At 62.6% G+C, this 14,309-nt stretch carries 12 protein-coding genes; 4 read left to right on the forward strand and 8 right to left on the reverse strand.

Features of this window, described 5'->3' with window-relative positions; translation table 11 throughout:
• Positions 1-11: 11 nt before the first annotated feature.
• Entirely contained in the window at positions 12-572 is a 561-nt protein-coding gene (locus HELO_RS11695; RefSeq protein ID WP_013332876.1) for a hypothetical protein, read from the reverse strand.
• A gap of 172 nt (positions 573-744) precedes the next feature.
• Positions 745-1,305 carry a CBS domain-containing protein gene (locus HELO_RS11700; protein WP_013332877.1) on the reverse strand — a complete coding sequence of 187 codons (561 nt, stop codon included), beginning with the start codon at positions 1,303-1,305 and terminating at the stop codon, positions 745-747.
• Between the two features lie 873 nt (positions 1,306-2,178).
• Between HELO_RS11700 and dusA the strand changes: the two genes are divergently transcribed.
• Complete coding sequence (dusA, locus tag HELO_RS11705; protein ID WP_013332878.1) at positions 2,179-3,189, forward strand: tRNA dihydrouridine(20/20a) synthase DusA; 1,011 nt, start codon at positions 2,179-2,181, stop codon at positions 3,187-3,189.
• Positions 3,190-3,198: 9 nt separating this feature from the next.
• On the opposite strand, the gene HELO_RS11710 is transcribed toward dusA, so the two are convergent.
• Positions 3,199-4,230: a succinylglutamate desuccinylase/aspartoacylase family protein gene (locus HELO_RS11710; RefSeq protein ID WP_013332879.1), complete on the reverse strand. Its 1,032-nt coding sequence runs from the start codon at positions 4,228-4,230 to the stop codon at positions 3,199-3,201.
• Between the two features lie 159 nt (positions 4,231-4,389).
• Here HELO_RS11710 and HELO_RS11715 point away from each other — a divergent pair, with 159 nt between their 5' ends.
• Positions 4,390-5,010 carry a TetR family transcriptional regulator gene (locus HELO_RS11715; RefSeq protein WP_013332880.1) on the forward strand — a complete coding sequence of 207 codons (621 nt, stop codon included), beginning with the start codon at positions 4,390-4,392 and terminating at the stop codon, positions 5,008-5,010.
• Here the strand turns inward: HELO_RS11715 and HELO_RS11720 are convergent.
• From HELO_RS11720 to HELO_RS11735, 4 genes are all read right to left on the reverse strand, one after another.
• Entirely contained in the window at positions 5,002-5,706 is a 705-nt protein-coding gene (locus tag HELO_RS11720; protein ID WP_013332881.1) for a hypothetical protein, read from the reverse strand. The two genes, HELO_RS11715 and HELO_RS11720, sit on opposite strands and share 9 nt — an antisense overlap.
• Positions 5,707-5,889: 183 nt before the next feature.
• Complete coding sequence (locus tag HELO_RS11725) at positions 5,890-9,078, reverse strand: efflux RND transporter permease subunit (RefSeq protein WP_013332882.1); 3,189 nt, start codon at positions 9,076-9,078, stop codon at positions 5,890-5,892.
• Positions 9,075-10,364 (reverse strand): efflux RND transporter periplasmic adaptor subunit, encoded by a 1,290-nt coding sequence (locus HELO_RS11730; protein ID WP_013332883.1) that lies wholly within the window; start codon positions 10,362-10,364, stop codon positions 9,075-9,077. The genes HELO_RS11725 and HELO_RS11730 overlap by 4 nt, the downstream gene beginning before the upstream one ends.
• Before the next feature lie 109 nt (positions 10,365-10,473).
• Positions 10,474-11,922, reverse strand: a complete 1,449-nt coding sequence (locus HELO_RS11735) for a TolC family outer membrane protein (RefSeq protein ID WP_013332884.1) — start codon at positions 11,920-11,922, stop codon at positions 10,474-10,476.
• A gap of 177 nt (positions 11,923-12,099) precedes the next feature.
• Between HELO_RS11735 and HELO_RS11740 the strand changes: the two genes are divergently transcribed.
• Positions 12,100-13,017 carry an alpha/beta fold hydrolase gene (locus tag HELO_RS11740; protein ID WP_013332885.1) on the forward strand — a complete coding sequence of 306 codons (918 nt, stop codon included), beginning with the start codon at positions 12,100-12,102 and terminating at the stop codon, positions 13,015-13,017.
• Positions 13,018-13,020: 3 nt separating this feature from the next.
• Here the strand turns inward: HELO_RS11740 and HELO_RS11745 are convergent, their stop codons facing one another.
• Complete coding sequence (locus HELO_RS11745) at positions 13,021-13,860, reverse strand: fructosamine kinase family protein (RefSeq protein WP_013332886.1); 840 nt, start codon at positions 13,858-13,860, stop codon at positions 13,021-13,023.
• Positions 13,861-13,987: 127 nt separating this feature from the next.
• On the opposite strand from HELO_RS11745, the gene HELO_RS11750 reads away from it, so the two are divergent.
• Positions 13,988-14,308 carry a Nif3-like dinuclear metal center hexameric protein gene (locus tag HELO_RS11750; RefSeq protein WP_013332887.1) on the forward strand — a complete coding sequence of 107 codons (321 nt, stop codon included), beginning with the start codon at positions 13,988-13,990 and terminating at the stop codon, positions 14,306-14,308.
• Position 14,309: the final 1 nt, after the last annotated feature.

Raw genomic sequence — 14,309 nt, forward strand, 5'->3', positions numbered from 1 at the left:
GGCCCTGGATCTCATGGCGTCATCTGCACACCGCCCGGCTCGATACGCAAGGACCACTGCGCCTCGATGACCTGCCCCTGGCCATGCTGGGTGCCCACGACGAAAGGCCCGCTCAGATGCTCTCCCTGCCGTCCCAGCCTGGACTGCACGGAAGCGGGTTGCACACTGGCAGGCGGCATCGTCACGCGAATGCGATAAGCGCCTTCCGGAAGGCCACTTCCCGGCCCGAATGGGCCTGCGGCGAAACCGCCCTCCTCGACCACGACGCTCTCTCGCCAACTCACCCCACTGGCATTCCGCTGGGCCATCACACGCAATCGAGTGCCCGGCGGCAGGTTGGTCGTACCCTCGACCCGCAACCGACTCGTTTCATCCAGCCTCACCGACACTCCGAGGGCAACCTCCTGATCGAAAGGCTCCTGCTCGGGCGCTGGCTCCGTATCATGCTCCTCTTCCGGCTGGGCGACCCCACCGAGGCGTTCGGCAGATCCATCATCCTGTTCCTCGCCATTGCCGCATCCCGCCAGCAACGACAGCATGATCCCCACCATGACCCGACGCCATCCTTTCATGCATGCTCCCTCGACCCGAGGATGAACTGTCAGACTATCATTCCACCCCGCCTCTTCCGATACACTTTGATGAGCGTCAGCCAGCAGGCACGCTCCGCTCCCATAAAGGACGGAGCGCGACGCCTGAGCGGGCCCGGGCAGACCCGCTCATCCGGCCAGGAAAGACTTCCTGTCAACCATGTGCATCCAGCACCTTGAGCACCGAAACCTGGGGCTTGAGTGACACCTGCTGATGCAGACGGGCAGACAGTTCTCCCACGGAGATCAACCCCCGGATCTGGTGATGCGCGTTATCCCGCACCAGGCAATAGGGCTCACCCGCCTCACGCAGCGTCGCCACCAGATCTGCCACGGTAGCTCTCACCAGGTCGTCGTAGTTCAGTGCCGGCATGGCAGAACGGGGCAGCATCAAGTCAGCAACGGTCAGGCTCTTGCGGTCAATACCGAACTTCGCCTGGGCAGCAATCAGGCTCTGCTCCGAGAGGCGTTCCTGAGTCAACAGGCCGATGAATTCCCGCTGGTGATCGACCACCAGCTTGCAATCCACCTGTTCAGTCTCCATCAGGCTGGCGGCCCAGAGTGCCGGCATCGAAGCACTGATGGCATGAGGGTGATGCTGCCGGAAGTCCATCATCAGGCTGAGGGCCGGAGAACCACCCTCGATATCGAAGAATTCCTGGGGAGTGACCAGATGATCGGCAGTATCGAGACGTGACAAGGGCAAGAATTTCATTTGGCAAACCTCTGAATAGAGCCCACGTTGACAAGACACGCGGGGCATTCTCAAAAACGGCTCACGACGAGCCAGGATGTCGAAGAGAAGAATTCAGAGGTGCTGTGGCGGAGCCCGAATGGACTGAGCCGAGCGCTGGCGAAGGCCTTCCGAAGAAAGCGGCGACACCACACCCGACGCGGGAGTGATTCTCGATGCAAGGAAGACGTGCCCTGCAAGCTCGTCGATATCCCCATCGCTTGTATCCGGCAGCACTGCCGCAGGAGCGACCTCTCCACACGCACAGGTTGCCAGCGTCTTGTCTGCAGTCAGCACTTCCCCCGCGCCTGCAGGCGACGTCGAGAGCATGGCTCCGAAAACCAGGAAGGCCAGACAAGCAGTGACAAAACGACGCATAGACAAGCGCATCAACCCAAGAGAGGATAAAATAGGGTACATACCTATACATTCCCAAGTTACTGCAATGACCGCAGTAGCACAAGAATGTTTCATCGCGGCCACCCGGCGATGGCCCACGCTCAGGCCACATCTCGCGCCGAAAACGCAGCCAAGCCCCATCACGCACGCGATCGTCACGGCGGTGAGAGCCTGGCATCCCTGGTGCATGAACCGACAACGTGGCCTAGAAGGCCCCCCCCCCGTCCTTAGTGGCGAAGCGTTCTGGTCTGGGCCGAATAGCCCTTCTTACGTACAATACCCGCCATTGAACACCGCACTGCCGGCATATCACCCATGGAGTACCACTCGACCATGGGGAAACAGACGCTGCGCCATACCTGATACGCATAAGGCGCACCAAGTCCGGTTGTGGGCGGCATGAAAGGATATTAAACGTGATCGGTCGAACACCGGCACGAAGGGTAACTAGCTGATATGTCGATGAATAACGCTGCAGATGGGGCTCGTCGGTTTTCTGTGGCACCCATGATGGACTGGACGACCCGCGATTATCGCGCCTTCGCCCGGACCCTGACGCGCCATGCCCTGCTCTATACCGAGATGGTCACGACCGGCGCCATCCTGTATGGGTCGCCGCGCGAGCGCTTTCTGGGTTATGACGCTATCGAGCATCCATTGGCCCTGCAACTGGGCGGCAGCGACGCCGGCGAGCTCGCCGAGTGTGCCGCAATTGCCGAGGCGTGGGGCTATGACGAGGTCAATCTCAATGTGGGTTGCCCCAGCGACCGCGTGCAGAACAATCTGATCGGCGCCTGCCTGATGGCCTACCCCGACAAGGTCGCCGCGGCGGTCAAGGCGATGCAGGCGGCAGTGTCGATTCCGGTGACCGTGAAGTGCCGAATCGGCATCGACGACCAGGATGAAGACGCCGACCTCGCGCACTTCATCCAGCGTGTCGCCGATGCTGGCTGCAGCACCTTTATCGTGCATGCTCGCAAGGCCTGGCTGGAAGGACTCTCGCCCAAGCAGAACCGTGACGTTCCGCCGCTCAACTACCCACGCATCCACCGCCTGAAGGCACAACACCCCGAACTGCACATCGGGCTCAATGGCGGCCTCAAGACCCTGGAGAATTGCCAGGCGCAACTAGCCCACGTCGACAGCGTGATGGTCGGCCGCGAAGCCTATCAGAACCCCTGGTTGCTGGCCTCGGTGGATTCTCGCCTGTATGGCGAGCCGGACCCGGCGGAGGATCGCCATTCAGCGGCACGCGCCCTGCGTCCCTATATCGCCCAACGGCTCGAGGAAGGTGCCCGACTCAACCACCTCACTCGCCACTTGCTGGGCCTGTTCCAGGGCTGTCCGGGCGGCCGCCGCTTCCGCCGTCACCTGTCCGAGAACGCCCACCGTGACGGCGCCGGCCTGGCGGTCTTCGATGATGCATTGGGCCTGGTGGCAGAAGATCAGCCCGCCCTGGCGGGCTGATCCGTTGACTCAGTAGAGCGGGTCGGGTGGTGGCTCCAGGCTCGACTGAAAGGTTTCCACGGCATTTTCGGCTTCCTCGATGACATCGAAGCGCGCGATATGGAACAGAGCTTCGCCTTCATTGACCAGCGGCAGCCGTCCCATGCCGATGACGATGCCATCGGCCATCGACACCACCTCGTCTTCGGCATTGCCGAACGGGTCGGCCACGCGCCCCAGCCGCTCTCCCTTGGCAACCCGCGCACCGAGCCGTACCTGGGGACGCAGAATGCCGTCGATCGGCGCCCGCGCCCAGCTTGAGCCGGTCGCCCGTTCCGCCGCAGGCGGCGTGCGGCGCCGCTGCTCGCCACGCAGCATGCCGAGACGCCGCATCACCCTCAACACGCCCCGTACACCGGGAGTGATTGCCCATTCGTCGAAGCGCAGCGCTTCACCGGCCTCATAGGTCAACACAGGTATGCCGCGGCTCTGCGCATAATGACGCAAACTGCCATCACGCAATTCCGAATTGAGGATGACCGGTGCACCGAAGGCACTGGCCATGCGCTCAGTCTCGTCACACGACGTCAACTGCGCACGGATCTGCGGCAGATTGGTACGGTGGAGAGCTCCCGTGTGCAGGTCGATGATATGACTCGCCTGATCGACGATCTGCTCGCGGAACAGCGCCGCCATCCGACCTCCCAGCGACCCCGCTTCACTACCCGGAAAGCATCGATTCAGGTCGCGCCGGTCCGGCAGATAGCGGCTGTGCTGCACGAAGCCGAACACATTGACGATAGGAATGGCGATCAGGGTGCCACGCAAGCGCGACAACTGCCGCGAATGCAGCAGACGGCGCACGATCTCCACGCCATTGATTTCATCGCCATGGATACCGCCACACACCAGCAACACCGGCCCCGGATGCCGTCCATGCACGATCTCCACGGGAATATGCAGAGGGGCATGGGTGTAGAGTCTGGCCATGGGGACATCGATCTGTTGCCGGGTCCCTGGCGCCACACGCATGTCGGCCAGTTCGAAGGGAGCACGCGCCATCATCTGTCCTTGCTGTCTGCCGGAAAAGATTCCTGCCTCGTCTTATACCCTCCATGGCGATTCAAGACGAGCGATGACGACAACCATACACCAACGAATGTAAAAACCGTCCCCCTCGGGTAGAATGGATGCCACGCACTATCCGGAGTCGAGTTCCCCATGGCCAGACGTACCAAGGCCGAAGCCGAGGCCACGCGAGAAGCATTGCTGGACGCCGCCGAAGAAGTCTTCTTCGAGAAGGGCGTCGCCTGCACTTCTCTGGAGCAGATCGCCCGCCACGCCGGCATGACCCGCGGTGCCGTCTATTGGCATTTCCGCAACAAGGCCGACCTGTTCCGCGCCATGCTCGACAGGGTGCGGATGCCATTCGAGGAACTCGTGGCGGAAACCGCCCCGAGCAATGCCTCACCGCTCGAAGCGATTCGCCTGGGGTGCCAGCAGGGCTTTCATCGTCTGGAACAGCCCCGCCATCGACGCGTGCATGCCACCCTGCTCCATCGCTGCGAATTCTTCAGCGATATCGACCCCCGCGCCCTGGAAAGCGAGATGGCCAGCGAATGCCTGGATGCCCTGTTGATCTATCTCCGCAAGGCCCAGGATCAAGGGCTGCTTCGCGAGGATCTCTCCCCCGAGAACGCCACCCGCCTGCTCCAGGCCACTCTCAGTGGCCTCTTCCATGACTGGCTGCGCGATCCCGAGGCGTTCTCCCTCTATAAATACGGCACCCAGTTGGTCGATATCCAGCTTCGACTGTTCGAGCGAGACAGTGCATCAAGCTGACGGCGATGAACCGTTATGGCCATGCCGCTGCGTCTCCGAAGGCTCGTGGTGGCCGACCAGATGCAGCCGCACCAGCCGCGTGCGCGCATCCAGATAGTCCTGCTCAAGCACCGAGCGATAGGCATCGACATCCGGAAGATACTTGACCAGGATCCGCGTTTCACCGGAGGCGGGCTGATTGCCCGACTTGCCCAGCAGCTGGACCTCCCGAGCCTCGTCATCATCCATCACGGCTCGGGCACGGCCGTCGTCATCGACCCCGGTGACCCGGACTCGCTCGCCAAGCAGGCAGCGCCGGGAAAGGCCGGGATGACGATGCAGCCGGCAATGCAGCCGTCGGCACAATCCCGCTGTCAGCGGCGACGCCACGGCGAACGATGCCCATAGCACCACGACACCGACCGGCACCCGGAAAAGACCCAACGGCACCCACCTGAGCACCAGCAGCTCGACCGCCAGACTAAAGGCCCCGGCCAGCACGACCAGCAGGCTCAAGGCCACCGATACAGGAACGCCGGCGAAGCCCAGCGACACCATGGTGCTGGCCAGGTGATCCTCCTTGAGACTGTCATGCTCGAACAGCTCGGTGGGCACCAGGCGCACCACCACCAGCAGCCAATACACCGCCAGCAGCACCAGCAGCACCGTGAAAACGATCAGCGGAAAGCTCAAGGCAAGATCAATGATAGCGTTCATGGCGTCTCCTCCAGCCGGTCTTATTTAGCCGGCAAAGTGTTCTTCTATCTATCAGCATAGACGAATAATCCCGGACGACGCCCCCTCATTTGTATCGAACGATGCGTTGCACTCCCCGCATAAAAAAAACGGGCATCGCTCCCATGGAAGCGATGCCCGTCTGCACTCGATCACACCGGATGATCAGCGCGTATCGTGCTCCAACGCCGGTTCGTCGTCACGGCTGTCACCCTGGCCTTGCGTCTTGCCCCTCAGCCAATCGGTGACGCCGGCGATCATGGCGTAGAAGGTCGGCACGAACAAGCTGCCGAGTATGGCCACCGACGCCATGCCCACCGCCACTGTCGTGCCGATGTGGTGGCTGCTGGTGTCACTGGCGCCGGTCGCCAGTGCCAACGGCAAGGTGCCGAAGATGAACGCCAGCGAAGTCATGACGATCGGCCGGAAGCGCAGATGCGCCGCCGTAATGGCCGCCTCACGGATCGACTTGCCTTGCTCACGGCGTTGCAGCTCGGCGAACTCGACGATCAGGATGGCGTTCTTCGCCGCCAGGCCGACCACCACCAGCATGCCGATCTGCACGTAGACGCTGGTATCGAGCCCGCGCAGCGCGATGCCGCCGATACCGCCGAGGAAGGCGAACGGCGTGGCCGTCAGCACCGCCAGCGGCAACGACCAGCTCTCGTACTGGGCCGCCAGGATCAGGAACACCATCAGCATGCCGAAGATGATCGCCATGGTCGCGGCGCTGCCGGCCTGGCTTTCCTGATAGGCGGTGCCGGTCCAGCCCATGCCCCAGCCATCGCCGAGTTCGTCCTGGACGATCTGCTCCATGGCCTCGATGGCCTGACCGGAACTGTAGCCGGGTGCTGGCCCGCCCTGGAATTGCGCACCGCTGTAGACGCCGAAGCGGGTCACCACCGCCGGAGCGGTCTTGCGCTCCATGGTCACGAATTCGGAAAGCGGAATCCGCTCACCGTCGCCACCTCGCACATAGACGCTGGAGATATCGTCCGGTGTCTTGCGGAACTCATCCTCGTTCTGCAGATAGACCTGGAAGTTGCGCCCCTGATAGCTGAAGTAGTTGACGAAACCATTACCGAAGGTATTCCCCAACGTCGAGTTCAATGCCGACATCGAGACGCCATAACTCAGCGCTTTCTGCCGATCGATCTTCGCCTCGTAGGACGGCACATTGACGTTGAAGGTCGTGAACACCTGATTCAGGACAGGATTCTGGGCAGCCGCCTGCATGACCTTCAGCGAGGCCTGATAGAGCTCCTCGGGAGATGCCCCCTCGTAGGACTGCAGATAACCGGTGAAACCGCCCGTGGTCGAAAGACCGACGATCGGCGGCATGTTGAAGGCCATGGCCGAACCGCCCGGAATCTGTGCACCAAACTGCATTATCTTGCCGATCAGCTCGGAGGCCGTCAGGTCACGCTCGCCCCAGGGCTCCATGTTGACGAAGATGATACCGCGCGCGGTATTCACCGAGCTCGTCAGCATGTCGTAGCCCGCCACCGCCGTGGAGAACTTCACGCCCTCCACATCCTTGATGGCGCTGCTCAACTTGTCCATGTAGTTCTTGGTACGCTCCAGCGATGCCGAATCCGGCAGCTGCACCGATGCCAGCACGATGCCCTGATCGGTCTCGGGCACCAGCGTCGAGGGCGTGCTCTGGTAGAGCCACCAGGAGCCAGCCCCGACCAGAGCGGTCAACAACAGCGCCACACCCCAGAAACGCACCAGCACCTTGACCACCCACATGTAGACGGCGGTGATGCCGGCGAACAGCCGGTCGAACAGGCGCAGCGGCGTACGTACCGCTCGCATGAAGGCCGATTCCTTGCGATGCAGGTCATGCTTGATGAAGATCGCCGAGAGCGCCGGTGTGAAGGTCAGGGCCATCAAGGCAGAGAAGGCCACCGACACGGCAATGGTCAGCGCGAACTGCTGATAGATCTGGCCGCTGAAACCGCCAAGGAACGCCACCGGCACGAAGACCGCCGCCATGATCAGCGAGGTCGCGATGACCGGCCCCCCGACTTCCTTCATGGCCCGGATCGTCGCCTGGGTGACGGTGATCTCCTCATCCTCGCTGAGCACCCGCTCGACGTTCTCCACCACCAGGATGGCATCATCGACCACGATGCCTATCGACAGCACCAGGGCGAACAGCGTCAGCAGGTTGATCGAAAAGCCAAAGGCATAGAAACCGGCAAAGGTCGCCAGCACCGAGACCGGCACCACCGACATGGCGATCACCGTGAAGCGCCAGTTCTGCAGGAAGATGAACAGGATGACCCCGACGATCAAGAACGCCTCGATGAAGGTGTGCAACACCGTCTCCACGGAGGCATCGATGAACTGGGTCGTATCGTAAGGCGTCACATATTCGAGCCCCGGCGGGAAGCGACCGGCCAGCTCATCCATGACCTTTTCCACCCCCCGGGCCGTTTCCAGGGCATTGGCACCGGGCTGCTGGTTGATCATGATCGGCGTCATGGTGCCGCCGTTCAGCTTCGCATCGATGCCATAGAAGGAGGCTCCCAGTTCGATGCGCGCCACATCATCCAGACGCAATGCCGACCCATCGGGGTTGGTGCGCAGGAAGATATCGCGGAAGTCGTCGGTATTCGATAACCGCCCACCGGCTGTGATGGTATAGGTGTAGGCGCGTGGATCGGATTGAGGCGTGGCCGCCAGACTGCCCGCCGGCACCTCGGTGTTCTGGGCACGAATGGCACTGGCCACCTCGGACGGCGTCAGGTCGTACTGCGCCAGCTTGTCCGGATCCATCCAGATGCGCATGGCGAACTCACCGCCACCCAGCACTTCGGCATCGCCGACCCCCGGCACCTGGCGCAGCTCGTCCAGGATGTTGAGGGTGGCATAGTTCTGCATGAAGACCTGGTCGTAGTCATCATCGGGCGATATCAACGACACCAGCATCAGGATCGAGCTGGAGCGCAGCTCCACCGTCACCCCCTGATCCTGCACCGCCTCCGGGAGCTGGGAAAGTGCCCCCTGGACCCGGTTGTTGACATTGATGGTGTTGATATCGCCATCTGTGCCGATATTGAAGGCCACGCTGAGGCTCATCGAGCCATTGTCGGCACTGGTCGAGGTCATGTAGAGCATGTTCTCGACACCATTGATGGCCTCCGCCAATGGCGCCGCCACCGTCTGGGCCACGGTCTCGGCATCCGCCCCGGGGAAGGTGGCACTGACCGAGACCGTGGGCGGCACGACACTGGGGTACTGCTCGATCGGCAGCACCCGCATGCTCATCAACCCGATCAACGTCAGGATAATGGCAAGCACCGACGCGAAGATCGGCCGCTTGATGAAGAAGTTGGAGAAATTCATTCCGCCGCATCCTCTTGGGCCGGCGCGGACGACTCATCGGATGCCTGCTCCTGGCCATCCCCGGCCGACGCACCGCCTTTTCCTTGCGCTTGTCCCTGGCCTTGCTGTCCAGACGGTTGCTGGGACGACTGCTGCTTGGCCATCAACGCCTCGGCATCGCCATCGAAGGGCTGGGGTTCGATGGGCGTGCCCGGCTCCAGTCCGGCCGGATCACCGACCACAACCCGATCGCCCTCTTTCACCCCGTCCCTGAGGATCTGCCAGGGACCGGCCAGCTCGCCGAGCTGCACCGGGCGAGCCCGGGCAATGTCATCCTCGTCAAGGACGAAGACCTGCGGCCCCATCAGGCCCTGGGTGACAGCGATTTCGGGAACCGCGAGGACATCGAAGCGCTTCAGCCCTTCCAGGTGAACCCGGGCGAACTGCCCCGGCAATGCCTGGCCATCGGGATTGGAAAACGTGGCCTGGGCCTGAACGGTGCTGGTGCCTTCATCGATTCGCGAACCCAGGAAATCCAGTTGCCCTGTCAAGGGATCGACACCCGTCGTCAGCTCGAGATGCGTCCCGATATCGCTCACCGACTGATCGGCCAACTGCTGGCGCAGGGCGAAGGCATCGGCCTGCGGCAGCTGGAACCGTACTTTCAGTGGATCCAGCGGCGTGATCGTGGCGAGCTCGGTACCGGAACTCACCAGATTGCCCTCATTGACCTGGCTCAGGCTGATCTGACCGCTCACCGGGGCCGTGACATTGGCATATCCCAGGTCGATGCGCGCACTTGCCAGTGCGGCTTCGGCCTGGGCCACGCTGGCACGCGCCACATTGCGATCGGCCAGGGCCTGGTCATATTGCTGGCGGCTCACCGAGTTCTGGTTGAGCAGTTGTTCATAGCGTCGCGCATCACTCTGTGTCCGAGCGAGCTCGGCCTTGGCACTTTCCAGGTCAGCCTCGCGCTGATCCACGGTGGCCTGATAAAGATCCGGCTCGATGGCATACAGGCTATCGCCCTTCTCGACCATGTCACCGGGATTGAACTTGCGCTCCTCGAGGAAGCCGGTCACCCGAGCTACCAGCGTCACCTCTTCATCGCTGCGCAACTTGGAGGGATAAGACTTTTCCAGGGGAATGTCCTGACGTACCAGTTCCATCACCGGCATCGGCCTGGGCGGCACGTCACCACCCGCCGCTTGCTGCTGGCCGCCTTCATCCTGACCGCAGGCCACCAGCAACAGGCTCGAGACCAGTGCCAGCAACCCGCCCCGACTCCTGTGGATCATCGTTTTCATGCCTAGCTATCCCGTTGAGCACTTCGAAAGTCGACAGAGACTATACGCATACAGGCGTGAATGTAAATATACATTCATGCCTGTATGCCATTAAGTGATGCCAGCGATATCAAGCATCGGGCCGGGGGGGTTCACCGATATCCAGCGCCTGCTCGTAACGCCCTTCCTCCGGCAGCGTGAAGGAAACGCTCTGGTTTTCATCCAACCAGCCATTGACCTCCTCGATGGCATCGACATCGAGGGTGCCCGATTGCTGCCGCAGGGTCAGGAGGTTGATGACGTAGTCGTAACGCGCATCGGCATGATTGGCGATGGCATCGTAGAGGTTCTGTTCGGCGTTGAGCACATCGACGATATTGCGCGTGCCCACTTCATAGCCGGCGCGGGTCGCATCCAGGGCGCTCTGGTTGGAGACGATGGCCTGGGCCCGCGCCTCGACGGTCGCCACGTCGTTGGTGACCTGGGTGTACAGCGAACGCACCTGCTGGATGGTATCGCGACGCTGCGCCTCGAAGTTGTACTGGCTGGACTCCAGGGCATAGGTGCTCTGGCGAATCCCGGCGCTGGTCCGACCGCCGGTATAGATCGGCACGCTCAACTTGACGCCAACCTGGGCGGAGGAGTCTTCCCCCTCCAGGGTGTCATTGTCGCTGTCGGCATACTGGTAGTTGGCAAAGGCATTGACCACCGGCAGGCGTTGCGCCTTGGACACGTCGACACCGCTGCGCGATACCTCGACACCGGCCTGTTGCGCCAGTACCAGCGGGTTGTTCTCCATGGCCAGGTCGATCCAGGCATCGCGCTTGCTGGGCTCGGGCGGCGTGACCGGCATGGCGTCCTCGAGCGACTCGATGCTGTCGTAACGCTTGCCGGTCAAGCGCTCGAGGGCCTCGAAGGCCACCTGCAGGTCGCTTTCGGCGGAGATACGATCAGCGCGCGACTGGTCATAGCTCGCCTGCGCCTCTTCCACCTCGGTGACGGCGATCAGCCCCACGTCGAACTGCTCGCGCGCTTGCTCGAGCTGGCGTCCGATGGCGCGTTCCTGGGCGCGACGCGCCTCGAGGATCTCGTGCGCACGCAGGATATCGAAGTAGGCCGAGGCCACATCGATCAACACTTGCTGTTCAGTCGCCGCAAGCTGGTAAGTCTGCTGATCGATTTGCCGATCGGCCTGCTCGAGCTCGGCACTGTTGACGGCGTCATACAGCACCTGGCTCGCTTCCAGCGTGAGGCTGGCGCTGTTATAGCGATCGTCGGAAGGTGTGCTTCCCGCGCTGAACGCGCTGCTCTGGCTCTCGAACTGCTCATTGTGGGCGACCTGCCCGGAGGCGTTGACCTGGGGCAACAGATCGCCGCGCTCGACATCACGACCGGCTTCTACGCTGTCGGTATCGGAGCGCGCCGCCGCCAGATCGGCGTTGTTGTCCAGGGCATCCCGCGTGATGGTCAGCAGATCGGCGGCCTGCACCTGGCCCGCCATCAGGGAGGCGACCAGCATGGGCAGAAGAGCCCGACGAGCTACGCGGCTCGGCGGCGTCACGGGACGAGAAGGCATCATCGGCAAGATCCTTTGTCGATTCGTGGACTTGATTTACATACATTGTCGCATGTTTCCAGCATGAGTCCATCGCTGTTCATGCAAGTTGTATGAAAATTTTGTGGTTTGCCAGCACACCTCGTCGTATCGGCTATCCTGCAAAGCAGCGTAGCGCAGACCAACAAGGATGCCACTACAATGGATGAACTGACCCTGCTCAAGGTCCGGGAACTGGAAATCGCCGTACGGGTCTGGAACCCGGACGCCCCCCGAACCCTCATCGCCTGGCATGGCTTGGCACGTCATGGCGGTGACTTCGGCGAATTTGCGCGCCAGCTCGGCCCCGAGTGGCGTGTACTGGCTCCCGACACCCCAGGGCGGGGACTCTCCAGTTGGTCACTCTACCCCGCCCACGACTATCTCTACTCGCATTACATGACGATCGCCAGGGCGGTGCTGGACCATTTCGAGCTCGAACGAACCGCCTGGGTCGGCACCTCCATGGGCGGCCTGCTGGGTATGCTGCTGGCGGCCGACAAGGACACTGCATCGCGCATCGACAGGCTGGTACTCAACGACGTCGGCCCCGAGCTCGAGGCCGATGGCCTGGCTTCACTGGCCTCCTACTTCACCGTTCCCCATCGCTTCACCCGTTTCAGTGAACTGGAAACCGAGCTGCGCCGCCACTACGCCGAGTTTGGTATAGAGGACGACGCTGCCTGGCGGCAACTGGCGCTGAACAGTGCCCGCCGGCTGCCCGATGGCAGCTGGACTCACCACTACGATCCACGCATCGGCGAGCAATTCATCCATGACACGCCGCGGGACCTCTGGAACGACTGGCGTGCCATCCGCTGCCCCGTGATGGTGATACGCGGCGGCACTTCCACGCTGCTGAGCGCCGAGAGTATAGACAGGATGCGCGAAACGCGCCCCGATCTGGTCAGCCTGGAAGTTCCCGAATGCGGGCACGCGCCCATGCTCGACCGCGCCAGCCAGGTGGAACCGGTCCTCGACTTCCTGACCCAACCCATGCAGACCCCGACCCCGAGCACCACCCGGACACCCTGGTGGCGCCGGCTATTCGGACAACGTCAGGCTCCGGCGGCCGAGTGAGGCTCAGCCAGCCTCGACTCGACTCAGCGCACGCTCGACGCCGCTGCGATAGGCACCACCGAACAGCAGCAGATGATTGAGCAGCGGGTACAACTGGAAAAGCGCCTCGCGACGCGGCCAGTCGGCAGGGGCGTCTCCATCCCAGTATGCCGCGAAGAAACCTTCCCCGGGCGCACCGAACAACGTCAACATGGCCAGATCCACCTCGGGATAATGCCGATAGACCGCCGGGTCGATGATGGCCGGCCCCCGTCGGGTGAACAGCACATTGCCCGACCAGAGATCGCCATGCACCAGACTCGCCGGCACAGCCGGCAACCAGGCCTCGAGATCGGCGGCGACGTTTTCCAGCCGGCTGCGCAGGCGGGTGTCGATGAGGCCGCGGTCATGGCAGGCCCGCGTCAACGGCAGCAGACGCCGTTCACGCTGGAAGGCACGGCCATCCTCGAGCGGTTCATTGGGCTGCGGAGTGGAACCACAGGCATTGTCGCGATGCCAGCCATGCATCGACCCGGTCGTGTCATGCAGCTCACGCAAGCCTTCTCCCAGGGCCGTCTCGTCCCGCCCTGTGCGTCCGGCACTTTCCAGTGCCTCCATGACCAACCAGCCATCGCCTTCACCCAGGACTTCGGGCACCACCAGCCGAGACGTCGCCTGCCCCAGAACGCGCAGGCCCTCGGCCTCGCCAGAAAGCCGCTCGGCATCGTCACGCTTGATCACCACCGGGCCCTGGTCGGTCTCCAGCCACGACACTGCCGCGATGTCTCCGCCGCCCAGCAGGCGCGGCTCGCCCTGCGGCGACAGGCCGTGGGATCTCACAAAATCGCGCAATTCGCTATCCATGGATTCGCTCCGTTCGCTTGTCGAGACGCCTGTCGAAAGGATGTGCGATGCATGAGATGCCCATGCATCTTGCCATGCCCGGAATCAGCCAGGAGGATGGGCGCGAACCACCGAAAGAGGATGCCCCATGTACAAACTCGCTTTCTTCGTTCCCGAAGAGGACGCCGAGACCGTCAAGGAAGCCGTCTTCGCCACCGGAGCGGGACGCATCGGCGACTATGAGGCGTGCTGTTTCCAGACCCGGGGCACCGGGCAGTTCCGCCCCCTGGAGGGAGCCGACCCGCACATCGGTCGCGTCGGCGACCTGGAAAGGGTCAGCGAGCTCAAGGTCGAGCTCGTCTGTGACGACAGCCTCATCCACGACGCCGTGGCGGCACTGCGACAGGCCCACCCCTACGAGGAACCGGCATTCGATGTGTGGCGCCTGGAGGACATCCAAGGAAGATAAC

Origin of the sequence: Halomonas elongata DSM 2581 (genome assembly GCF_000196875.2) — a bacterium.
In the GTDB taxonomy this organism is placed as follows: domain Bacteria; phylum Pseudomonadota; class Gammaproteobacteria; order Pseudomonadales; family Halomonadaceae; genus Halomonas; species Halomonas elongata.

What these genes read in the sequence shown, in the direction of transcription:
- HELO_RS11710 (WP_013332879.1), bottom strand. Translation starts at nt 4,230, where the DNA reads ATGGCGCGTGCTCCCTTCGAACTGGCCGACATGCGTGTGGCGCCAGGG.
- HELO_RS11735 (WP_013332884.1), bottom strand. Translation starts at nt 11,922, where the DNA reads ATGATGCCTTCTCGTCCCGTGACGCCGCCGAGCCGCGTAGCTCGTCGG.
- HELO_RS11700 (WP_013332877.1), bottom strand. Translation starts at nt 1,305, where the DNA reads ATGAAATTCTTGCCCTTGTCACGTCTCGATACTGCCGATCATCTGGTC.
- HELO_RS11740 (WP_013332885.1), top strand. Translation starts at nt 12,100, where the DNA reads ATGGATGAACTGACCCTGCTCAAGGTCCGGGAACTGGAAATCGCCGTA.
- dusA (WP_013332878.1), top strand. Translation starts at nt 2,179, where the DNA reads ATGTCGATGAATAACGCTGCAGATGGGGCTCGTCGGTTTTCTGTGGCA.
- HELO_RS11750 (WP_013332887.1), top strand. Translation starts at nt 13,988, where the DNA reads ATGTACAAACTCGCTTTCTTCGTTCCCGAAGAGGACGCCGAGACCGTC.
- HELO_RS11725 (WP_013332882.1), bottom strand. Translation starts at nt 9,078, where the DNA reads ATGAATTTCTCCAACTTCTTCATCAAGCGGCCGATCTTCGCGTCGGTG.
- HELO_RS11730 (WP_013332883.1), bottom strand. Translation starts at nt 10,364, where the DNA reads ATGAAAACGATGATCCACAGGAGTCGGGGCGGGTTGCTGGCACTGGTC.
- HELO_RS11715 (WP_013332880.1), top strand. Translation starts at nt 4,390, where the DNA reads ATGGCCAGACGTACCAAGGCCGAAGCCGAGGCCACGCGAGAAGCATTG.
- HELO_RS11745 (WP_013332886.1), bottom strand. Translation starts at nt 13,860, where the DNA reads ATGGATAGCGAATTGCGCGATTTTGTGAGATCCCACGGCCTGTCGCCG.
- HELO_RS11695 (WP_013332876.1), bottom strand. Translation starts at nt 572, where the DNA reads ATGAAAGGATGGCGTCGGGTCATGGTGGGGATCATGCTGTCGTTGCTG.
- HELO_RS11720 (WP_013332881.1), bottom strand. Translation starts at nt 5,706, where the DNA reads ATGAACGCTATCATTGATCTTGCCTTGAGCTTTCCGCTGATCGTTTTC.